The sequence below is a fragment of the Actinoallomurus rhizosphaericola genome (assembly GCF_024055675.1).
GTDB classification, from domain to species: domain Bacteria; phylum Actinomycetota; class Actinomycetes; order Streptosporangiales; family Streptosporangiaceae; genus Actinoallomurus; species Actinoallomurus soli.
Map to the genome: position 1 here is coordinate 38,090 of NZ_JAMXMW010000005.1, position 20,780 is coordinate 58,869.

The 20,780-nt window shown below is 69.8% G+C and carries 20 protein-coding genes; 12 read left to right on the top strand and 8 right to left on the bottom strand.

Annotated features, from left to right (window positions below; genetic code table 11):
* Positions 1–264 precede the first annotated feature (264 nt).
* Positions 265–723: a DoxX family protein gene (locus NE234_RS13660; protein ID WP_252779349.1), complete on the top strand. Its 459-nt coding sequence runs from the start codon at positions 265–267 to the stop codon at positions 721–723.
* A gap of 160 nt (positions 724–883) precedes the next feature.
* On the opposite strand, the gene NE234_RS13665 is transcribed toward NE234_RS13660, so the two are convergent.
* The 4 genes from NE234_RS13665 to NE234_RS13675 form a co-directional block, all read right to left on the bottom strand.
* Positions 884–1,687, bottom strand: coding sequence for an SAM-dependent methyltransferase (locus NE234_RS13665; protein ID WP_308206885.1), 804 nt, complete (start codon positions 1,685–1,687; stop codon positions 884–886).
* 444 nt (positions 1,688–2,131) lie between these two features.
* Positions 2,132–2,374 (bottom strand): Scr1 family TA system antitoxin-like transcriptional regulator, encoded by a 243-nt coding sequence (locus NE234_RS45905; RefSeq protein ID WP_406566993.1) that lies wholly within the window; start codon positions 2,372–2,374, stop codon positions 2,132–2,134.
* A gap of 288 nt (positions 2,375–2,662) precedes the next feature.
* On the bottom strand, positions 2,663–2,857 hold the full coding sequence (locus tag NE234_RS13670; protein ID WP_252779351.1) for a DUF5999 family protein: 195 nt from the start codon (positions 2,855–2,857) through the stop codon (positions 2,663–2,665).
* A 153-nt stretch (positions 2,858–3,010) separates the two neighbouring features.
* The gene (locus NE234_RS13675) at positions 3,011–3,778 is read right to left on the bottom strand and encodes an IclR family transcriptional regulator (RefSeq protein ID WP_252779352.1); all 768 of its coding nucleotides are present in this window, start codon (positions 3,776–3,778) and stop codon (positions 3,011–3,013) included.
* 160 nt (positions 3,779–3,938) lie between these two features.
* On the opposite strand from NE234_RS13675, the gene NE234_RS13680 reads away from it, so the two are divergent.
* Complete coding sequence (locus NE234_RS13680) at positions 3,939–5,159, top strand: ABC transporter ATP-binding protein (RefSeq protein ID WP_252779353.1); 1,221 nt, start codon at positions 3,939–3,941, stop codon at positions 5,157–5,159.
* A 111-nt stretch (positions 5,160–5,270) separates the two neighbouring features.
* On the opposite strand, the gene NE234_RS13685 is transcribed toward NE234_RS13680, so the two are convergent.
* Positions 5,271–6,275: a LacI family DNA-binding transcriptional regulator gene (locus NE234_RS13685; protein ID WP_308206886.1), complete on the bottom strand. Its 1,005-nt coding sequence runs from the start codon at positions 6,273–6,275 to the stop codon at positions 5,271–5,273.
* A 456-nt stretch (positions 6,276–6,731) separates the two neighbouring features.
* Between NE234_RS13685 and NE234_RS13690 the strand changes: the two genes are divergently transcribed.
* Genes NE234_RS13690 through NE234_RS13705 form a run of 4 tightly spaced genes read left to right on the top strand, consistent with a single transcriptional unit; the run spans position 6,732 to position 8,751 of the window.
* Complete coding sequence (locus NE234_RS13690) at positions 6,732–6,962, top strand: transcriptional regulator (RefSeq protein ID WP_252840607.1); 231 nt, start codon at positions 6,732–6,734, stop codon at positions 6,960–6,962.
* A 33-nt stretch (positions 6,963–6,995) separates the two neighbouring features.
* Positions 6,996–7,511: an amino-acid N-acetyltransferase gene (locus NE234_RS13695; RefSeq protein ID WP_252779356.1), complete on the top strand. Its 516-nt coding sequence runs from the start codon at positions 6,996–6,998 to the stop codon at positions 7,509–7,511.
* Positions 7,508–8,140: an RDD family protein gene (locus tag NE234_RS13700; protein ID WP_252779357.1), complete on the top strand. Its 633-nt coding sequence runs from the start codon at positions 7,508–7,510 to the stop codon at positions 8,138–8,140. Before NE234_RS13695 ends, NE234_RS13700 begins: the two co-directional genes overlap by 4 nt.
* On the top strand, positions 8,137–8,751 hold the full coding sequence (locus NE234_RS13705; RefSeq protein WP_252779358.1) for an RDD family protein: 615 nt from the start codon (positions 8,137–8,139) through the stop codon (positions 8,749–8,751). Before NE234_RS13700 ends, NE234_RS13705 begins: the two co-directional genes overlap by 4 nt.
* Here the strand turns inward: NE234_RS13705 and NE234_RS13710 are convergent.
* Positions 8,737–11,985 (bottom strand): UvrD-helicase domain-containing protein, encoded by a 3,249-nt coding sequence (locus tag NE234_RS13710; RefSeq protein WP_406566994.1) that lies wholly within the window; start codon positions 11,983–11,985, stop codon positions 8,737–8,739. The two genes, NE234_RS13705 and NE234_RS13710, sit on opposite strands and share 15 nt — an antisense overlap.
* A gap of 631 nt (positions 11,986–12,616) precedes the next feature.
* Between NE234_RS13710 and NE234_RS13715 the strand changes: the two genes are divergently transcribed.
* From NE234_RS13715 to NE234_RS13730, 4 genes are all read left to right on the top strand, one after another.
* Positions 12,617–12,769: a hypothetical protein gene (locus NE234_RS13715; protein WP_252779360.1), complete on the top strand. Its 153-nt coding sequence runs from the start codon at positions 12,617–12,619 to the stop codon at positions 12,767–12,769.
* A 146-nt stretch (positions 12,770–12,915) separates the two neighbouring features.
* Positions 12,916–13,236 (top strand): histone-like nucleoid-structuring protein Lsr2, encoded by a 321-nt coding sequence (locus tag NE234_RS13720; protein ID WP_252779361.1) that lies wholly within the window; start codon positions 12,916–12,918, stop codon positions 13,234–13,236.
* 241 nt (positions 13,237–13,477) lie between these two features.
* The gene (locus NE234_RS13725) at positions 13,478–15,985 is read left to right on the top strand and encodes an ATP-dependent Clp protease ATP-binding subunit (protein WP_252779362.1); all 2,508 of its coding nucleotides are present in this window, start codon (positions 13,478–13,480) and stop codon (positions 15,983–15,985) included.
* Positions 15,986–16,068: 83 nt separating this feature from the next.
* A complete protein-coding gene (locus NE234_RS13730) occupies positions 16,069–17,037 on the top strand; it encodes an aldo/keto reductase (protein WP_252779363.1) in 969 nt (322 codons plus the stop codon).
* Here the strand turns inward: NE234_RS13730 and NE234_RS13735 are convergent.
* Together NE234_RS13735 and NE234_RS13740 are read right to left on the bottom strand one after the other, a co-directional pair.
* Positions 17,034–17,429, bottom strand: coding sequence for a type II toxin-antitoxin system VapC family toxin (locus NE234_RS13735; protein ID WP_252779364.1), 396 nt, complete (start codon positions 17,427–17,429; stop codon positions 17,034–17,036). The two genes, NE234_RS13730 and NE234_RS13735, sit on opposite strands and share 4 nt — an antisense overlap.
* The gene (locus NE234_RS13740; RefSeq protein ID WP_252779365.1) at positions 17,426–17,653 is read right to left on the bottom strand and encodes a FitA-like ribbon-helix-helix domain-containing protein; all 228 of its coding nucleotides are present in this window, start codon (positions 17,651–17,653) and stop codon (positions 17,426–17,428) included. The genes NE234_RS13735 and NE234_RS13740 overlap by 4 nt, the downstream gene beginning before the upstream one ends.
* Positions 17,654–17,845: 192 nt before the next feature.
* Here NE234_RS13740 and NE234_RS13745 point away from each other — a divergent pair, with 192 nt between their 5' ends.
* The gene (locus tag NE234_RS13745; RefSeq protein WP_252779366.1) at positions 17,846–18,679 is read left to right on the top strand and encodes an SAM-dependent methyltransferase; all 834 of its coding nucleotides are present in this window, start codon (positions 17,846–17,848) and stop codon (positions 18,677–18,679) included.
* 86 nt (positions 18,680–18,765) lie between these two features.
* The gene (locus NE234_RS13750; protein WP_252779367.1) at positions 18,766–20,751 is read left to right on the top strand and encodes a glycoside hydrolase family 44 protein; all 1,986 of its coding nucleotides are present in this window, start codon (positions 18,766–18,768) and stop codon (positions 20,749–20,751) included.
* Positions 20,752–20,780: the final 29 nt, after the last annotated feature.

The following is a 20,780-nucleotide window of genomic DNA, read 5'->3' on the forward strand; positions in this document are numbered from 1 at the left end:
TCCGGCGGGACGTTCCGCCGGAGCCCGGTTGCGAATCGCTGGTTCTTTCACTGTGGATCCGTCGTGTCATCGGCGAGTTCCCAGGTCAGCGGCGTCCGGGAGTTAACTGAAAAGTTGCCTGATTGACAGGTACGGTTGTCAGATCGATCCTTGGTCCAGCCTGATCAGCTGCTGAACTCCCCGCCCCGCCCGGCGACCGATCGGGAGTACGGCGACCTTCATCACCGCGCGGTCGATGGCCCCTGCTCTACCCGAGAGGCTCTGATGAACCTGAATCGACTCGACGGCCCGGTGCTGTCGCTCTTCCGCATCGTCGTCGGCCTGCTCTTCACCCTCCACGGCCTGGCCTCGCTGTTCGGCGTCTTCGGCGGCAACCGGGGCACCGGTCACGCCATCGCCGCCGGCACCTGGCCCGGCTGGTACGCCGCGCTGATCCAGCTGATCTGCGGCGCACTCGTCCTGATCGGCCTGCTCACCCGCCCCGCCGCGACGCTCGCCTCCGGCTCCATGGCGTACGCCTACTTCACCGTCCACATCAAGAGCGGGATCATCCCGCTGCAGAACGGCGGCGAGCCGGCCGCGATGTTCAGCTGGGCGTTCCTGCTGATCGCCGTCCTCGGCCCCGGCACCTGGGCCCTGGACTCGGTGATACGGCACCGCCCGCACCGTACGGTCGCCGCACGTCCCGCCGACCCCCGCCCCGACCCCGCCACCACGGCGTGATGATCCTCGCCCCGCACGACGACGTGAACGGTCTCTCGATCAGCGGCGAGCCCGACCCGGCCTGCTGATCACCCGCCGGGAGACCGCGTCCGACGAACCGTCCGGCGTCGCAGAGCCGGTCCGGATCCCCGTATCCGAACCGCCCGCGACGCCGGACGATCTAAGGCTTGCGGCCGACGCCCGCGTAGAACCAGGTCTGTACGGCCTCCTCCAGGGAGACCGGCCGCTCGGGACGCCACAGCGGCGCCCACACCAGACCGGGGTCCACCAGCGCGAACTCGCCGAACAGGTCCGTCACCTGCTCCCGGGTGCGGGGCGTCCCAGGGGCGGAGGTCCGCCGGTACACCTCGACCACCTTGGCGACCACGTCGGGCACGCCGTCGGCCGACGCGTGGGTCAGGGCCAGGTGGCTGCCCGGCGCCAGTGCCTCGCGCAGCTTCGTCATGATCCCCTGTGGGTCGTCCTCGTCCGGGATGAAGTGCAGGGTCGCGATGGTGAGCAGCCCGACCGGCCTGTCGAGGTCGAGGAGCCGCTTCCCTTTGACGTGATCGAGGATCTCCTCAGGCCGGCGCAGGTCGGCGCGGATCATCTCGGTCTGGTCCGAGTCGGCGAGCAGGGCCCGCCCGTGCGCGACCACCTGTTCGTCGTAGTCGACGTAGACCACCCGGGCACCGGGGTTCACCGCGTGGGCGATCTGGTGCACGTTCTGCTGGGTGGGCAGGCCGGTGCCGATGTCGAGGAACTGGTCGATGCCCTGCTCGGCCATGTACCGCACCGCGCGCCCGATGAAGGCGCGGTTCTCCTTGATCAGGTTGACCAGCGTGGGGTCGGCCGCGACGGCCTCCTCCGCCCGTACGCGGTCGGCCTCGTAGTGGTCCTTCCCGCCGAGGTAATAGTCGTACATTCGGGCAATATTCGGCACATTAGCATCGAATCCGCCCAGCCGGGGTACCTCGCTCGTCACCGCTTCTCCGCCCTTGACGCCCAGCCGGTCTCGGCCGACAGGGAAGCTCGCCCACTTTCCGGCACTTTACCGACTTTCCGCCCGGAGTCACCGAATCTCCCCATCGGACCGGATGTGACGGACGTCTCTCCGGCGACTCCTCCAGGGAGAACGACGGCAGCTTCAATGCGGACAATCGTTATGTGGTTTCCGGATGCAAGATAACGACCATTTCGCCGAGATTGGCGTACCGGGCGTACGCAATGCTCGGCGGAAGCGGGATGCGGGCGTCACGCCTCCCCGCGCCGGCCTGCCGGGACGTCCGGCAGACCGAAGCGGCGGCCGGTGCCGCCGGCCGTTCGGCCGTACGGGCGGGTCACGAGTGAGTGCCCTGTCACCTGAGCAGGGATTTGTTCCTGCGGGGGTTGCAGCGTCGGATCGCTTGGGGCGGACCCGGAGGTTCGGTCAGAGTGCACTAGGGCTCGCCCGGCTACTGATGCGCCGGCTCCACCTTCCCCTCAGGAGTGGCCGGCTTCGCCGGACCACTCGGTGACCTCGACGCAGTTGGATTCCCCATTTCTTTGTCTGGAGTAGCCCCGGCACAAGTCTCATGTCGTACTCGTAGATCGCGTCAGCGCGTTGTTCGAGTTCGATGCGGTCGCCGAAGGGGGTGCTGTCGTCTTGGGCCTTTTTGGAGAGTTCGGTCATGACGCCGGGGAGGTTGAAGAGGGCGTCGGCGTGTTCGCCGAGGCCGGGTGGGGGCTTGCGGCGGCCCTGTTCGACGGACGCGACCGTCCCGGCGGGTCGGCCTATAAGCGGCCTGGGGCCGGCGGGGGCGGTGGAGTAATGAACGCCGGGGCCGGCACGGTGGGTATGCCCACCCCGGCGCTCACTCAGGGGGCCCGGGGGGTCAGTGGGGGTGCCTGACGTGGGGGCGGCCGGTCCGGACCCTCAGGTCCGTCGACGGCCTCTTACTGTGATCCGCAGGCAGATGGTCTAGGCGGCTGGTACGAGGTACCCGCGGTGGTTGGGGACGCTACTGCCGTCGGGCAGCAGCTCTCCGGTGTCCTCGAAGACGATGACGCCGTTGCAGAGGAGTCCCCATCCCTGTTCGGGGTGGTAGGCGACGAGGCGTGCCGCGTCGTGATCGGGGGCACCCGCCGGTGGGCACGGCGGACGGTGCTGACACATCGCGGAGTTCATCCCCTTTCGACTGGTTCCAGCAGTTGTTCTCATTCACGAGCATGCCGTGCCGCTCGCGCTACCGAATTGGGAAAAATACCCGGTTAACTACCTGGAACCACGTAGGTAGGGGTACGCGGGCCGGGGGTGCGGCGGGCGTGGTCAGGGGTGGATCAGGTGGTACGCCGCGTACTCGATGCGCTCGCGGGCCTGGAGCAGGAGCGCCGAAATCTCGCGTTCGCGGGTCTCGTTGAGGCGGATCGCCGGGATCGACACGCTGATCGCGTCGCGTGCGGGCCGCTGGAGGCGGAGGACGACGCCGAAGCAGCAGACGCCCACGGTGTTCTCCTCCCGGTCGACGGCGTGGCCGCGTTCGCGGATCCGGCGGAGCTCGGCGCGAAGCGCGTCGCGGTCGGTGATCGTGCGCTCGGTCTGGCGCTCGAGGGTCTCGGGGAGGGCCGGGTCGGGGTGGTCGGCGAGCAGCGCCTTGCCGAGTGAGGTGCTGTGTGTCGGCACGCGCCGGCCGACCCGGATGACGGGCCGCAGGTTGTGCCGGGAGGGGCGGGAGGAGAGGTACACGACGTCGTGGTCGTCGAGGCGGCCGAAGTGAACGGTCTCGCCGGTGACCTCCGCGAGCCAGTCGAGCGTCTCGTGCGCCATGCCGACGACGGGGTCGCCGTCGATGTAGGACGCGCCCACGAGCAGGGCCCGCATGCCGATGCGGTAGAGCGTCCCCGTCGGGTCGGTCTCGACCCAGCCGAGCTGCACGAGGGTCCGCAGCAGGGCGTACAGGCTGCTCTTGGGGTAGCCGAGCTCCTGCTGGATCTCGGTCAGGCTGTACATGCCGCCCTGGCGGGCGAAGAAGTCGAGCAGCTCGACGGTCCGCGTCGCGGACTTGACGCCCGGCGCGGTCCTTTCAGATGCGTCCATGAAGCCTCCCGAGGCACCTGGCCTGCGCTGACGCGCGGCCCGGCGACCACGCCGGAGCCAGGGAACAGCTTAGTCCCGGGTAGGGCTTGTTCATATATGCGAACACTGGCTATGGTTGTGGACACTTTTAACCGGCGATGCATCCTCGGAGGATTCCCCTATGGCGAAGATCGTGCTTAGCCATGTGGACAAGGCCTACTCGAACGAAGTGAAGGCGGTGAACGACCTCAACCTGGAGATCCAGGACGGGGAGTTCATGGTGCTCGTCGGCCCGTCCGGGTGCGGCAAGTCGACCGCCCTCCGGATGATCGCCGGTCTTGAGGACATCACCGGCGGGGAGATCTCGATCGGTGACCGGGTGGTCAACAACCTGGCGCCGAAGGACCGCGACATCGCGATGGTCTTCCAGAACTACGCGCTCTACCCGCACATGACGGTCGAGCAGAACCTCGCGTTCGGCCTGCAGCTGCGCGGCACCCCGAAGCCGGAGATCAAGAAGCGGGTCAACGAGGCCGCCAAGATGCTCGGCCTCGACCAGTTCCTCAAGCGCAAGCCGGCCGCCCTGTCCGGTGGTCAGCGGCAGCGTGTCGCGATGGGCCGCGCGATCGTCCGCGAGCCGCAGGCGTTCCTGATGGACGAGCCGCTGTCGAACCTCGACGCCAAGCTCCGCGTGTCCATGCGCGCCTCCCTCAACCAGCTGCACGACCGGCTCGGCGTCACGACGGTGTACGTCACGCACGACCAGATCGAGGCCATGACCCTCGGCGACCGCGTCTGCGTGCTCCGCGAGGGCAAGCTGCAGCAGGTGGACACCCCGCAGAACCTCTTCGACAACCCGGTCAACCTGTTCGTCGCCGGGTTCATCGGCTCGCCGGCGATGAACTTCGTCACCGCGGAGCTCGTCCGCGACGAGGGCCCGGCCGTGGCCTTCGCCGGATACAAGCTGCCCGTGCCGGAGTCGGTCCTGACGGGCCGCCCCGGCTTGGACGACTACTTCGGCCGGGAGGTCATCCTCGGCGTCCGGCCGTCCGATTTCGAGGACGCCGGGCACAACCCGAACGAGTGGCCGACGATCCGGGTGCACGCGGACGTCACCGAGGAGCTCGGCAGCGAGATCAACGTGATCTTCGCGATCGACGCGCCGCCGGTCGAGCACAAGGACACCGCCGACCTCGCCCACGACGCCGACGAGGACGACGCGGCGATCCCGCTCGCCGACAACAAGGCGCTGTGGACCGCGCGCGTCAACGCCCGCTCGCACGTGCGGCCCGGCCAGGACATCGACCTGTCGATCGACACCAGCCGCCTGCACTTCTTCGACGCCGACAGCGGCCTGGCCATCGGCCACCCGGAGGTCGCGCCGGCCGCCGCCACGGCCTGACCGAGCGCACGCGGGGCCTCCTCCCCCTCTCGGGGGCGGAGGCCCTTGTTCAGGCGACAGGCGGATTCGCCGACGACGCCGTCACGGGCGGACGGTCCGTGGCGACGCCGCTCAGGCGGACTCGCGGACGATGAGCTCGGGGGACAGGACGACCTGCCGGTGCTCGTGGTGCTCCGGGTCGCCGGTCTCCGCGAGCGCGAGCTCGGTGGCGGTACGGCCGAGGTCCGCGCGCGGCTGGCGTACGGTCGTCAGCGGCACGACGGCGGTCGCGGCCAGGTCGATGTCGTCGTAGCCGACCACGCTGATCTCCGCGGGCACCTTCACCCCGGCCCGTACGAGCTCGTTGACCAGACCCAGCGCGAGCAGGTCGTTGGCGCAGAAGACACCGGTCGGCAGAGGGTCGAGCGTGAGCAGCCGGACCGCCGCCGCCTGGCCGGCCGCGGCGGTCATCTCCGCCTGCTCGAACGTCGTCAGGTCGCGCTCGGTCAGCCCGGCGTTCAGCGCCGCGCGTACGGCGCCGTGGTGGCGCTCACGTACCGGTCTGGCGGACAGCGGGCCGGTGACGAACACGAGCCGTCGGTGCCGCCGGGTCAGCAGGTGGCGGGCGGCCAGCGCCCCGCCCGCCCGGTGATCGGCCGCCACGGAGCAGACGCGGACGCCGACCCGGTCGAGCAGCACGACGGCGAGGCCGTGGCCGTGGAGCTCGGCGACGCGGTCCTCGTCCAGGTCGATCGGGCTGATGAGCACGCCCGAGACGTTCTGTTCCTCGAGGAAGTCGAGGCAGCGTTGTTCCTTCGCACGGGAGCCGTCGCTCGTGCACCACAGCGCGTCGAACCCGTCGGCGTTCATCGCCTCCTCGGCGGCGCGGCCGACCTCCGTGAAATGCGGGTTGGACATGGTCGGCAGGACCACGCCGAGGATGTGCCCGCGCCCCTGCCGGAGCTGCCGCGCGGTCTCGTTGCGAACGAAACCGAGCTCGCCGATGGATGCCTGCACGCGCTCGCGGGTGGCTTCGGCCACGAGGTTTGGCCGATTAAGGACATTCGAAACCGTGCCCACCGAGACACCCGCATGGATCGCCACATCTCGGATGCTGATGCGCGCCAACGCTTCCACCTTCCCGGTGAGACCGATTTCCGCAGGTCGACGAGGGTGAACAACTGTGGCCGATGTGTTATGTAGCGGAACGGATACGACGGCGTACGCGGCGTAACATGCCAACCCTTGACGCTCGGAAGACGGCCGCTTAGCGTTCCGGAGCGGAGCGTACCTTGAAACGATTCACGATCTTGCCGGATCGCTGCGCGAAAGGATGGGGGCGAGGGCGCACACATGACCCCACCCGGACACGCCGAAATCGGTCCCGGCAACGCCGCCGGGACGTTCCCTCGTGCACCCGAGGCGACGTTCCCGCTCAACTCTCCAACGTATGAATCGTTACCCGGAGTTCCCGCGTCGCGCATCCTCATGCGGGCGGGCGGCCAACTCCGGTCAAGTGCGCCTTCGCCTACCCGTGCCCATGCGGCGGTCGCCGCACCCCCGCAGCCATCACCCGGGATGAGGGAGGACGGAGTGGAACAGGCCACACTCGCACGCCGTGGCACCGACGATCCGCGTCTGAGCGAGGACGAGCTCCGCTTGCTCGCGCAGATCGCCACGGGCGTCACCGCAGATGTGGCGGCGCGGAAGCTCGAGCTCAGCGCACGCACCCTGCGGAGGAGGCTGCGATCGATCTGTGACCGGCTCGACGTGAACACCCCCATCGAGGCCGTCGTCTGGGCGGCGCGGCGGCAGCTGATCTGACCAGTGGGCCCTACCGGCTAGGGTTCCCTGTTCGTGGATATAGCGACCCGCCGTGCCCGCGTCAGCGACGTCCGGGCGATCCGGCGGCTCATCGACCTGTACTCCGGGCCGGGCCGCCTGCTGGAGAAGACGACCGTCACCCTGTTCGAGGACGTTCAGGAGTTCTGGGTGGCGGAGGACCGGGCGAGCGGTGAGATCGTGGGATGCGGCGCGCTCCACGTCATGTGGGAGGATCTCGCCGAGGTCCGTTCGGTGGCCGTCGATCCGTCCCGGCGTGGGCATGGCGTGGGGCACCGGATCGTCGCGCGGCTGCTCGACACCGCGCGCGAGCTGGGGGTACGCCGGGTGTTCTGCCTGACGTTCGAGGTGGAGTTCTTCGCCCGGCATGGGTTCGAGCGTCTCAAGGGCACGCCGGTCTCTCCTGAGGTGTACGAGGAGTTGCTGCGCAGTTACGACGACGGCGTGGCGGAGTTCCTCGACCTGGAGCGGGTCAAGCCGAACACCCTGGGCAACACGCGGATGCTGCTGCACCTGGAAGGTGATCGATGAGCGAGGCCTACCCGTCGTACGGCGACCAGGGCGGATACGGCGGTCAGAGCGCGTACGGCCGCCAGGACGGTGGCGGCCAGGACGGGTACGGCGGCCAGGGCGCGTACGACGATGGCGGCGCGTACGGCGGGCAGGAGCCGCCTGCGGAGCTGTTGCTGGCCCCGATCGCGCGGCGGGCCGCCGCGCGGCTGATCGACGCCGGGCTGCTCGGGGTGGTCGGGTTCGCGCTCATCCTTCCCTTCATGATCGCGGCGGTGGGGCTCAACGAGCCGGGCAGCCACGTCAAGAACGGCGGCGGCATCTGGTCTGGCACGGCCATCGTCGGCTGGATCCTCGTCCTGGGGATCCTGCCGTTCGGGTACGAGGCGGTGCAGCTCGCGCTCTGGGGGCAGACGCTCGGCAAGCGGGTGCTGCGGCTCCGCGTGGTCGGCGAGACCGGCGAGCCCCTGACCCCGGCCCGCGCGTCGGCCCGCGCGGCGGTCAACAACGTCATCTATCTCTTCGGCTGCGGAGTGGGCACCGTGATGGCGTACCTCTGGGCGATCTGGGACCAGCCCCTGCACCAGGGGCTGCACGACCGGCTGGCGGCCACCGTCGTGGTCGACGACCGAGAGTTCGCGGACGAATGACCGAGGAGGGCGTCGGCGCGGTCGCGGAGCCGTCCCAGCGGCTGGTCGCCCGGATCATCGACATCCTCATCGTCGGCGTGCCCATCGGTCTGGGCGCGACCGAGCTGTTCCCCCGCGAGACCGCGCAGCGCGTCGTCGCCCCCCTCGCCTTCGCGGTGGCCTTCTTCCTGTACGAGGCGGTGCAGGTGGCGATCTGGGGCCGTACGGTCGGCAAGCGTCTCACCGGGCTGCGGGTGATCTCGGTGACGGGGGAGCGGCCGACCGTGGTGCAGGCGCTCGTCCGGACGGCGATCTACACCCTGCCGCCCGCCGCGCGCCCCGTACCGGTCCTGAACATCCTCGCCGGGATCTTCTGGCTGGCCGAGAACGGCCTGCTGTTCGAGGGCTCCTACCGCCAGGCCCTGCACGACCGCGCGGCCGGCACGCTCGTGCTCGACGTACGGTCGCCCGCGCCGGAGCCCGGGGAGGAGCCGTCCTCGCCGGGCCCCGTGGAAGCGGAGCCCGGCGAGAGGGAAGCGGAGCCCGGCGAGAGGGAAGCGGAGCCCGGCGAGAGGGAAGCGGAGCCCGGCGACCCCTATCTCGTGGACGAGCCCGGCTCAGAGCAGCCGTAGCTGCCGGTCGCGGGGGCGGCGGCGGGCCGCCTCCGGGCGGGTCACCAGCTCCGCCGGGATCGCCCGCAGGAACGGCGAGGGCTCCCGGCGGCGCGTTGACGACAGGAACAGGTGCGTCTGCGCCCGCGTCATGCCGACGAAGAACAGCCGGCGCTCCTCCGCCTCGTCGCTGTCCGGCAGCCGCAGCGGCAGCAGCCCGTCCTCACAGCCGATGACGAACACGACCGGGAACTCCAGCCCCTTGGCCGCGTGCAGCGTCAGCAGCGCGATCCGGTCCGCGCGCGGGTCGTACGCGTCGACCTCGGCGCCCAGGGCCAGCTCGCCCAGGAACGCCTCCAGATCCTCGCCGTGGCGGCCGGCGAGCGGCGTCATCAGCTCGGCCGCCGACCGCAGCACCGCCTCGTCGTGCACCTCGGCGAGCACGCCCGTCGCGGCCCGGAGCCGGTCGCGCAGCGGGCCGCCGTGGTGCCGCAGCTCGTGCGCGAGCTCACGGACGCCGGGCCGGCCCAGCAGCCGGTCGTGCGAGCGCTTCTGGTACGGCATGCCGGCCCGCGTCAGCGCCTCCATCACCGGCTCGGACTGAGCGTCCGTGCGGTACAGCACGGCGATGTCGGAGAAGTCCAGGTGGTCGGCGTGGTGGCCGTCGGAGCGCCCGGAGTCCATCGAGTGGAAGGACGCCCCGCCCAGCAGCCGGTCGATCGTGCCGGCGACGTGGTCGGCCTCCGCCTGCGCGTCGGCGGTCTCGTGCACCTGGATGAGCCGATCGCCGGACAGCTGCGGGACGAGCGTACGGCCGGGCACCAGGCTGGTGGCGGCGATCGCGTGTACGGCTCCGTCGACGATCGCCGGCGCCGACCGGTAGTTGCGGGTCAGCTGGACCGTCGTCGCGCCCGCGAAGTCCTCCTGGAAGCGCAGGAAGAATCCGACGTCCGCGCCGCGGAAGGAGTAGATCGCCTGGTCCGGGTCGCCGATCGCGGTCAGCCCGCCGTCCGCCGGGCTCTGGGCGGTCGGCCCGCGGTCCGCCGTGCTCTGGCCGGTCGGCTCGGCGTCCCCGGAGCTCTCCCCGGTCGGCTCGCCGTCCCCTCGGCGCCGGCCGGTCAGCAGGCGCAGGAGGGCGTACTGCGTCTCGTCGACGCTGATCCACGGCCAGCGGTCGCGGTAGGTCCCGGCCAGCTCGGGGTCCTCGCCCAGGAGGCGTACGGGGAGGCGGAGCAGGTCGGTGAAGTCGGCCAGGCCGCGCTCGCGCAGCAGCTTCTCGAACGCGCTGCGGGACTCGGACTCGTCCCGCCCGCCGTCGCCCTCCGGCCGGTCGAACTCGGCCAGCAGCCGCCGCGCCTCCTTGTCCGAGCCGGTCATCTCCCGCGCGACGTCGAGCCGGTCGGTCTCGTCCGCGATCCGGAAGCCGTCGGGCAGCCCGGCGCGGGCGTGCTGCTCCCGCAGGATCAGCGCGCCCAGGCCGTGGAAGGTCGTCACGGTGAGCCGGCGGGCGCGGCCGGGCAGGAGCGCGTCGAGGCGCTCGCGCATCTCCTCGGCGGCGCGGCGGGTGAACGTGATCGCCAGGCACCGCTCGGGCGGGACGCCGCGCTCGCCGACGAGGTGGGCGATGCGGTGCGTCAGCGTACGGGTCTTGCCGGTGCCGGGCCCCGCGATGATCAGCAGTGGCCCGCCGGGATGAGCGGCCGCGGCGCGCTGGTCCGGGTCGAGCCCGTCCAGGATCGACGTCTCCTCCTCGGCCGGGAGCGACCGATCGACGGCCCCGACGGCCCCGACGGCCCCGACGGCTTCGTCGGTCTCCTCGGCTTCATCCGCCTCGACGGCCTCGACGGCCTCCAGGATGTCCTGTTGGCCCTCGATCGGTGTTTCGTCGGGGATGGTCTCCTCGACCTCCTCGCGGGGCTCTGAGGGCTCCGGGACGGCGCTCTCGAGCGGGGACGGGCGGTCCTCGGCGCCCGGAACGTCGAACAGGCCGGGTTCGCGGACCACCGGCGCCGCGTCCCGTACGACGGGTGCGAGCGCGGCGGACGGCTCGGGCAGGTCGAACAGGCCCGAGTCGTCGGGCGCGCCCATCAGGCCGACGGCGCGCTTGCCCTCCCGGCGGAGCTCGCCCGTCTCGAAGAGACGGATCACGCCGTACTCGCCGTCGAACCCGGCCTCGCGGATCACCTCGCCCCGCCGTAGCCGGGCGATCGCCTCGCCCAGCAGCTCGCCGCCCGCGCGGCGCACGTCGTCGAGCGGCACCTCGTCGAGGATCGCCAGCTCCGGCCCGAGGGCGGCCACGAGTTCGGCGATGTGGCCCAGGACGGACTTCGAGCGCGGCCCGACCCCGCGGATCTCACTGACGATCTCCGGCAGGGGGATGAGGTTGCGGAAGTCCGCCGCGCCCTCGGGCCGGCGCCCCTCCGGGTGGTCGGCGAGTTCGTCGACGCGGTAGAGCACGCCGACGGTGAGCGGGCGGCCGCAGGCCGGGCAGCGGCCGTCCTGAGCCTTGGTCTCCTCCGGCTCCAGCCGTACGCCGCACTTGCGGTGCCCATCGAGGTGGTACTTGCCCTCCTCGGGGAAGAACTCGACGCTGCCGGCGTACCCCTCACCGGTCTCCAGCGCCGCGCGCAGCGCGTAGTAGTCCAGGTCCGTCGAGAAGGCCGACGCCTCACGGGCCAGCGCGGGCGGGGAATGCGCGTCGGAGTTGCTGACGAGGCGGTACCGGTCGAGCGATCCGACCCGCCAGTTCATCAGGGGGTCGGAGGACAGACCGGTCTCCACGGCGAAGATGTGGTCCGCGAGGTCGTCGTAACAGTCCGCGACGGCGTCGAAACCGGACTTCGACCCCAGCACCGAGAACCACGGGGTCCACACGTGCGCCGGAATGAGGTAAGACCCGGGGTCGCTCTGCAGCGTGATCTCCAGGAGATGCCGGGAGTCGAGGCCGAGGATGGGCCGCCCGTCCGATGTCAGGTTCCCGATGCGGGACAGGGCGGCGGTGATGCGCTCGGCCGCCTCGAACGTTGGAGCATAAAGAAGGTGATGCACCTTCCGTGTGCGTTCACCCTTTTTGTAGATGGTCGAGATCTCCACGGAGAGCAGAAAGCGCACCGGAGCCCGGCAGGCGGGCGGTAGTGTACGGGCCACCCGCCGCTCCAGCTCGGGCCGCAGCCGGAACAGCCCGGGTTCGGCGGGAACGAGGTTCTGCCGCAGCTCCTCCATCCACGCCGGATGCGTGAAATCCCCGGTGCCCACGACCGATACGCCTTTGCGCCCGGCCCACCAGGCCAAGTGTTCAAGGTCACAGTCCTTGCTGCAGGCGCGGGAGTACTTCGAATGGATATGAAGGTCCGCGTAGAACATCACGTCGTCGCCGCCGTCTCTCGATCGTCCGACCCAACCCCAATGGATCCTGCCATGTCCCGGGACTTATGATCGCCCGATCGCCGGGGCGGCCGGATTCCCCGGAACCCCTTGCCCCACAGGGGATCTGGGACTGCGGGGGCATGACCCGCAGGCCGCATTCTCGAGCAGGCTGGGGGTTAAGGGCAGCTTCGAGGCTGTTATTCGCGATGCCGGAGGTGTCGCCAAATCGGAGAGACGCCCGTTTAGCGGGCATGGCTGTGACGGCCGTCGCCGACATGCCCACCAACCCCGGACGCTGCGGGAACGCCGAGGGCGGGCCCGTACGTTGATCAGTGGGCTCCCGGCCGGCCTCGTTCAATCCCGGAGCTCCCACGAGGCCCCGCATGGTCGCCGAGGCCGGGCCCGAAAGGGGGCGGTGCACGCCCCGGCTCGGCGCTGGGAGACAATTTCACGGTGAGGATGCAGGTCCAGAAGCGCAGCGTTCGGGGCAGGCGTCCCTTAAACCCGGCCAACGGAAGGCGTGGACAGGATGTGGAAGGACCTGGCGGCCCTCGCGCCGCCTCTCACCGTGGCCGCCGCGTTCTTGGCGGGCGTGTTCTGGGTGGTGCGGCGAGAGATGGGCGGTAAGCGACGGCGCGAACGCACCTCCGAGAAGCGCCGGAGCGGCCAGTAACCCGGGGGATCCAGAGCGATTGCCGGGGATAACGCTGCGTAACGGGCGTGCTAAACTCGGATCTGTGGTTCGAATTGTCATCGGCCACCGTCGCGGTATATCTTTGGCAACCGAATGCAGTTTGCTCCGGTGAAAGGTCAGTCTCCATGGCAGAGCAGATCATTAAGCGCCTCATCGACGACCTCGATGGTGGCGAGGCGGAGGAGACGGTTCCGTTCTCTATCGACGGTGTCTCCTATGAGATCGATCTCAGCAGCGACAACGCGAAGAAGCTGCGCGATTCTCTGTCCCCGTTCGTGGAGCACGCGCGGAGGGCCGGCGTGGGACGCCGCCGCCGCAGCCGTGCCGCCTCGAGCCGCGAGCGTAGCGCGGACATCCGTGCGTGGGCGAAGGCGCGTGGGATCAAGGTCAACGAGCGCGGCCGCATCCCCGCGACGGTCGTCGAGGAGTACGAGCGCGCGCACTGACCCGCGGCAGAGAGAAGCCAGACCGGCCCGTTGCCTGAGTTTGTCGGCGGCGGGCCGTTCGCTTGCGGCGTACGGGGAACATCCCGGGGCCGCGCGGTAGTTGGATGAGGATGAACAGCCCTAGCCCGGGGAATCTTCTCTGGTACGGCGCCGAGGTAGGGACCGCGGGGCGGGCTAGCATGCGGGAGGACAGGGTCGGACATCCCGGCCCCTGCCCGACCGCTCTGTGAGGAGCGACGAGATGTTCGAGAGGTTTACGGACCGCGCGCGGCGGGTTGTCGTCCTGGCTCAGGAAGAGGCCAGGATGCTCAACCACAACTACATCGGCACCGAGCACATCCTCTTGGGCCTCATCCACGAGGGCGAGGGTGTTGCCGCCAAGGCTCTGGAGAGTCTGGGCATCAGCCTCGAGGCCGTCCGCCAGCAGGTCGAAGAGATAATCGGCCAGGGGCAGCAGGCACCTTCGGGACACATCCCGTTCACTCCGCGGGCGAAGAAGGTCCTTGAGCTGTCGCTGAGGGAGGCGCTGCAGCTCGGCCACAACTACATCGGGACCGAGCACATTCTGCTGGGCCTGATCCGCGAGGGTGAGGGTGTGGCGGCCCAGGTCCTGGTCAAGCTCGGGGCCGACCTGAACCGCGTCCGCCAGCAGGTGATCCAGCTGCTGCACGGCTACCAGGGCAAGGAGCCGGCGTCGTCCGGCGGCCCGTCGGAGGCTGCGCCTTCGACCTCGCTCGTGCTGGACCAGTTCGGCCGCAACCTGACCCAGGCCGCGCGCGAGGGCAAGCTCGACCCCGTCATCGGGCGAGAGAAAGAGATCGAGCGGGTCATGCAGGTGCTGTCCCGCCGTACCAAGAACAACCCGGTGCTGATCGGGGAGCCCGGCGTCGGCAAGACCGCCGTCGTGGAGGGCCTGTCCCAGAAGATCGTCAAGGGCGAGGTCCCCGAGACGCTGAAGGACAAGCAGCTCTACACGCTGGACCTCGGCGCGCTGGTCGCCGGTTCCCGCTACCGCGGTGACTTCGAGGAGCGCCTGAAGAAGGTGCTCAAGGAGATCCGCACGCGCGGCGACATCATCCTGTTCATCGACGAGCTGCACACGCTCGTCGGCGCGGGCGCCGCCGAGGGCGCGATCGACGCCGCCAGCATCCTCAAGCCGATGCTGGCCCGCGGCGAGCTGCAGACCATCGGCGCCACGACGCTGGACGAGTACCGCAAGTACCTGGAGAAGGACGCCGCGCTGGAGCGCCGCTTCCAGCCGATCCAGGTGGCCGAGCCCTCGCTCAGCCACACGATCGAGATCCTCAAGGGCCTGCGGGACCGCTACGAGGCGCACCACCGCGTGTCGATCACCGACAGCGCGCTGGTCGCCGCCGCGCAGCTCGCCGACCGCTACATCAGCGACCGGTTCCTGCCCGACAAGGCGATCGACCTCATCGACGAGGCCGGCTCGCGGATGCGCATCCGCCGCATGACCGCGCCGCCGGACCTGCGCGAGTACGACGAGAAGATCGCCGATGTGCGGCGCGACAAGGAGTCCGCGATCGACGCGCAGGACTTCGAGAAGGCCGCCGCGCTGCGCGACAAGGAGAAGCAGCTTCTCCAGGCCAAGGCGCAGCGGGAGAAGGAGTGGAAGGCCGGCGACATGGACGTCGTCGCCGAGGTCACCGAGGAGCTCATCGCCGAGGTCCTCGCGACGGCCACCGGCATCCCGGTCTTCAAGCTCACCGAGGAGGAGTCCGCGCGGCTGCTCCGCATGGAGGACGAGCTCCACAAGCGGGTCATCGGCCAGAACGACGCCATCAAGGCGCTGTCCCAGTCGATCCGGCGTACCCGCGCCGGTCTGAAGGACCCGAAGCGTCCCGGCGGTTCGTTCATCTTCGCCGGCCCGTCCGGTGTCGGTAAGACGGAGCTGTCCAAGACCCTGGCGGAGTTCCTGTTCGGCGACGAGGACGCGCTGATCCAGCTCGACATGTCCGAGTTCATGGAGAAGCACACGGTCTCGCGGCTGTTCGGCTCCCCGCCCGGCTATGTCGGGTACGAAGAGGGCGGCCAGCTGACCGAGAAGGTCCGCCGCAAGCCGTTCTCCGTGGTCCTGTTCGACGAGATCGAGAAGGCCCACCCGGACATCTTCAACTCGCTGCTGCAGATCCTGGAGGACGGTCGCCTGACCGACGCCCAGGGCCGGGTCGTGGACTTCAAGAACACCGTCGTCATCATGACGACGAACCTCGGCACCCGGGACATCTCCAAGGGCGTCTCCGTCGGCTTCGCCCGGGAGAACGACCAGCAGGGGTCGTACGACCGGATGAAGGCGAAGGTCCAGGAGGAGCTCAAGCAGCACTTCCGGCCGGAGTTCCTCAACCGTGTCGACGACATCGTCGTCTTCCACCAGCTCACCCCGGTGGAGATCATCGAGATCGTCGACCTCATGATCGCCAAGGTGGACGAGCGGCTCAAGGACCGCGACATGGGCATCGAGCTGCGGCCCGAGGCCAAGGACCTGCTGGCCGAGCGCGGGTACGACCCGGTGCTCGGCGCCCGTCCGCTGCGCCGCACGATCCAGCGGGAGATCGAGGACAACCTGTCCGAGAAGATCCTGTACAACGAGCTGCGCGCCGGGGAGATCGTGATCGTCGGTGTCGAGGGCACCGGCGAGACCGCCAAGTTCACCTTCACCGGTGAGCCTAAGCCGGCCTCCGTGCCCGACACCCCGCCGCCCGCGGCCGAGTCGGTCAACCGCCAGTAGCCCGGCCTGATCGTCCCTGAGGCCCCGCGCTCCACGCGAGCGCGGGGCCTTCGGCATTGCGATGTTCGAGGAGATGGAGACAGATGGAGTACGTGAAACTCGGTGCGACCGGCCTGGACGTGTCCCGGATCTGCGTGGGGTGCATGAGCTTCGGCATCCCGGACCGGGGCAACCACGCCTGGACCCTGGACGAGGAGCAGAGCCGCCCGCTGATCCGCCGGGCCGTCGAGGCCGGGATCAACTTCTTCGACACGGCCAACGTGTACTCCGACGGCACGAGCGAGGAGATCGTCGGCCGGGCGCTGGCCGACTACGCCCGGCGGGACGAGATCGTCCTGGCGACCAAGGTGCACGGGCGGATGCGGCCCGGCCCGAACGGCGGCGGCCTGTCCCGTAAGGCGATCATGACGGAGATCGACAACAGCCTGCGCCGCCTCGGCACCGACTACGTCGACCTCTACCAGATCCACCGCTGGGACCCCTCGACGCCGATCGAGGAGACCATGGAGGCGCTGCACGACGTGGTGAAGGCCGGCAAGGCCCGCTACATCGGCGCCTCGTCCATGTGGGCGTGGCAGTTCGCCAAGGCGCAGTTCACCGCCGAGCGGCACGGATGGACACGCTTCGTGACGATGCAGAACCACTACAACCTCCTCTACCGCGAGGAGGAGCGCGAGATGATGCCGCTCTGCGTGGACCAGGGCGTCGGCGTCATCCCGTGGAGCCCGCTGGCCCGTGGCCGCCTCGCCCGCGCCTGGGACGAGACGACCCACCGCGCCGCCACCGACGAGTTCGGCAAGACCCTCTACCAGGAGGGTGACCGGGAGATCGTCGAGGCCGTCGGCGCGATCGCCGAGGCCCGTGGCGTGCCGCGTGCCCAGGTGGCGCTCGCCTGGGTGCTGAGCCGGCCGTTCGTGACCGCGCCGATCGTCGGCATGGGGAGGGACCGGCACCTCGACGACGCCTTGGCCGCGCTGGACCTGCGGCTCACCGACGACGAGATCGCCCGGCTGGAGAAGCCCTACACCCCGCACGCGGTCGCGGGCTTTTAGGCGGGTGGGTAGACCTCGACCTCCGCGTAATGCCCCGACGCCTTCTTGAGCTTGGCGTCGCTCGTGACCAGCGGGCAGTCGAGCGCTTCGGCCAGCGCGACATAGCAGGCGTCGGAGGCGGTGAGGTTGCCTCGCAGGCTCCAGACACGCTCCCCGAGGTCGCGCACCGGATAGCGCGTGAGGGGGAGCGCGGCGAAGTCTCGTCGTGCGTCATTGGCGCGATCCGGCGTCATCTTCCGCCCGAGCACCAGCCCCCGTAGTGCGTGGAGGATTTCCGTGTCGATGAGGTGAGGTACGTGCATCGGCGCGCCGGTCAAGCGTTCCGTGAGCCTGGCGTCCGGTTTCTCGTCGGCCAGCGCGCGAAGGATCGCGGACGTGTCAACGACGATCACTCGCCGCGCTCCTCCCGGATCACGGCCACGATGTCCTCACCGCGGGCGCCCCCGCTGCGCTGCCTGACCCGTTCGAAGACCTCGGCCGCGGTCGGTTGGTCGGCGAGTTCGGTGATCTGACGGAGGAGGTATTCCGAGAGGGAGAGTCCTTCTGCGGCGGCGCGCGCTCGCACTGTGGCGTGCACCCGGTCGGGCACATTGCGTATCTGCAGGTTCTTGGACATGTACTCAGCATGCCATGCGCATTGCATGATCGCCATGCGTATTGCATGCAGTCTGCGGCGGTGGGCGTGCCGAGGCCGATGCCGGTCCTCCGGCCGGGGCCGTCGAACTCTCGGGTAGCGGTGAATCGCACCGTTGGGCGGCAGGTTCTGATTAAGATCACTTGCGCCAGGCACCTTACGGGGAGGTCGTGCGTGGGGGCGAACGGGATCGGCGATGGAGTGGCCGACGCAGGGCAGCCGCTGGATCTGCGCACGGATGTCGCGCATTCGGCGCGCATCTACGATTACATGCTCGGCGGTAAGGACAACTTCGCGGCGGATCGCGCCGCGGCCGACGCCATCGCCAAGCACCTGCCGACCCTGCCGATCTCCATGCGGGCCAACCGCGACTTCATGCTCCGCATGACGCGGTACCTGGTCGGGGACCTGGGCATCCGGCAGTTCCTCGACATCGGCACCGGCCTGCCGACCTCGCCGAACCTCCACGAGGTCGCTCAGGAGCTCGCGCCGGAGACGCGGGTCGTCTACGTCGACAACGATCCGATCGTCCTGGCGCACGCACGGGCGCTGCTGACGAGTTCCGCCGAGGGACGCACGGCCTACATCGACGCCGACCTGCGGGACACCGGGGCCATCCTCGGCTCCACCGTCCTCCGCGAGACCCTCGACCTCGGCCGGCCGGTGGCGCTGACCCTGATCGCGATCCTTCAGTTCTTCGTCGACGAGGACGAGGCGCTCGCGGTCGTACGGTCCCTGGTCGAGCCGCTGGCGCCGGGCAGCGTACTCGCGCTGTCGGTGGTGCCCGCGGCCGACGAGGAGAGCCCGCTCGCCGACGGGGTGAACGCCTACCGCTCGCAGGGCATCCCGATGAAGATGCGCACCAGGGCCGAGACCGAGCGCTTCTTCGCGGGCCTGGAGCTGGTCGATCCGGGCGTCGTCAAGGTCACCGAGTGGCACCCCGACGAGCCGGCCGACCCGGACGACCCCGTGCCCCACATGTACGGCGGCGTGGCCGTGAAGCGCTGAGCGGTTCTGAAAGATTCATGGGTTTCGTTGACGTGACGCGGTGAGCTGTGTGCTATGGGAGCGCTCCCACGACGAAAGGACGCTCCGTGCGCACTGCTCCCGCACTGCTCTCGGTCGCGCTCGCCGCCGCCCTCGGCGGCAGCGTGATCGCGGCACGGCCGGCCCGGGCCGCCACCGGCCCGGCGCTGGCCGTCGACACCACGGCCGCCCGGCACGCCATCAGCCCCGACATTTACGGAATGAACTTCGCCGACGAGGATCTCGCCCGTGACCTGCGCCTGCCCGTACGGCGCTGGGGCGGCAACGCGACCTCCCGCTACAACTTCCGCAACGACACGACCAACCGCGCCGCGGACTGGTACTTCGAGAACATCCCCAACGACAACCCCGACCCGTCCACGCTCCCGGACGGATCGGAGACCGACCGCTTCGTCGAGCAGGACCGGGCCACCGGCACGAAGACCATCCTCACCCTGCCGATGATCGGCTGGGTGGCGAAGGACCGGGCGAAGGCGTGCGGCTTCAGCGTCGCCAAGTACGGCCCGCAGCAGCAGACCGACCAGTGGGCGCCGGACTGCGGGAACGGCGTCACGCCGGACGGCACCCAGATCACCGGGAACGACCCGACCGACACCAGCGTCCAGGTCGGCCCGCAGTACGCGAAGGACTGGATCGCCCACCTGAAGAGCCGCTACGGCGGTGCCGCCGACGGCGGAGTGCAGTACTACGACCTGGACAACGAGCCGGACATCTGGCACAGCACCCAGCGCGACGTGCGCCCCACCGGCCTGGGCTACGACGAGCTCCGCGACCGTACGTACCAGTGGGCCGCTGCCGTCAAGGAGGCCGACCCGGACGCCAAGACGCTCGGGCCGGTCGGCTGGGGCCTGAACTCGATCTTCTACTCCGGACTCGACCAGGACCAGTGCAACCGCACCGGCTGCTGGTCGAACCCGCCGGACAAGGCGGCGCACGGCGGTGAGGACCTCGGTCCGTGGTACCTCGACCAGATGCGCGCGTACGAGCAGGCGCACGGCACCCGCATCCTGGACTACTTCGACATCCACCTGTACCCGCAGCAGTCCGGGGTCTCCGGCAGCGATCCGGGCGACGCGGCCACCAAGGAGCTGCGCCTGCGCTCCACCCGTCAGCTCTGGGATCCGACGTACGTGGACGAGAGCTGGATCAACCAGCCGGTGCAGATGATCCCGAGGATGCGGGCGCTGGTCGACCAGCATTACCCCGGCACGAAGACCGCCATGACCGAGTACAGCTGGGGCGCCTTCGGCGACATCAACGGGGCGCTCGCCGAGGCGGACGTCCTCGGCATCTTCGGCCGCGAGGGGCTCGACATGGCCGACCTGTGGACCGCCCCGACCAGCGACCAGCCGGTCGCCGACGCCTTCCGGATCTACCGCAACTACGACGGCAAGGACGGGGCGTTCGGCGACACCTCGGTCAAGGCGACCAGCGAGGACCAGGGCAAGCTCGCGATCTACGCCGCCCAGCGGTCGAGCGACAAGGCGCTCACGATGGTCGTCGTGAACAAGACCGGCGACGACCTCACCAGCCCCGTCGCGCTCACCGGCGCCTCCGCCGGAACCGCGCAGGTCTACCGCTACAGCTCCGCCGACCTGACCGGCGTCGTACGGCAGGCCGACCAGCCCGTCACCGCGACCGGCTTCAACGCCACCTTCCCGGCCGACTCGATCACCATGGTCGTGCTGCCGAGCGGCGGCGCCACCTCGGCGGGAACCTGCAAGGTCGCGTACACGATCGGCAGCAGCTGGCCGGGCGGCTTCACCGCGAGCGTCTCCGTCACCAACACCGGGACGAAGGCGGTCGACGGGTGGAAGCTGGGGTTCGACTTCCCGGACGCCGGCCAGCGGGTCACGCAGGGCTGGTCCGCCACCTGGCAGCAGACCGGTAAGAGCGTCACCGCGACCAGCCTGAGCTGGAACGGCCACCTGAATCCCGGCGCGGCCACGTCGATCGGGTTCAACGGCACGTGGACCGGCCAGAACCCGGTGCCGACGGCGTTCACCCTGAACGGGCAGAAGTGCGGTAGCTGACCACCATGCCGGGGGCCCGCCGCGGTGCG

What these genes read in the sequence shown, in the direction of transcription:
- NE234_RS45905 (WP_406566993.1), bottom strand. Translation starts at nt 2,374, where the DNA reads ATGACCGAACTCTCCAAAAAGGCCCAAGACGACAGCACCCCCTTCGGC.
- NE234_RS13660 (WP_252779349.1), top strand. Translation starts at nt 265, where the DNA reads ATGAACCTGAATCGACTCGACGGCCCGGTGCTGTCGCTCTTCCGCATC.
- NE234_RS13720 (WP_252779361.1), top strand. Translation starts at nt 12,916, where the DNA reads ATGGCAGAGCAGATCATTAAGCGCCTCATCGACGACCTCGATGGTGGC.
- NE234_RS13730 (WP_252779363.1), top strand. Translation starts at nt 16,069, where the DNA reads ATGGAGTACGTGAAACTCGGTGCGACCGGCCTGGACGTGTCCCGGATC.
- NE234_RS13725 (WP_252779362.1), top strand. Translation starts at nt 13,478, where the DNA reads ATGTTCGAGAGGTTTACGGACCGCGCGCGGCGGGTTGTCGTCCTGGCT.
- NE234_RS13705 (WP_252779358.1), top strand. Translation starts at nt 8,137, where the DNA reads ATGACCGAGGAGGGCGTCGGCGCGGTCGCGGAGCCGTCCCAGCGGCTG.
- NE234_RS13700 (WP_252779357.1), top strand. Translation starts at nt 7,508, where the DNA reads ATGAGCGAGGCCTACCCGTCGTACGGCGACCAGGGCGGATACGGCGGT.
- NE234_RS13675 (WP_252779352.1), bottom strand. Translation starts at nt 3,778, where the DNA reads ATGGACGCATCTGAAAGGACCGCGCCGGGCGTCAAGTCCGCGACGCGG.
- NE234_RS13740 (WP_252779365.1), bottom strand. Translation starts at nt 17,653, where the DNA reads ATGTCCAAGAACCTGCAGATACGCAATGTGCCCGACCGGGTGCACGCC.
- NE234_RS13680 (WP_252779353.1), top strand. Translation starts at nt 3,939, where the DNA reads ATGGCGAAGATCGTGCTTAGCCATGTGGACAAGGCCTACTCGAACGAA.
- NE234_RS13670 (WP_252779351.1), bottom strand. Translation starts at nt 2,857, where the DNA reads ATGTGTCAGCACCGTCCGCCGTGCCCACCGGCGGGTGCCCCCGATCAC.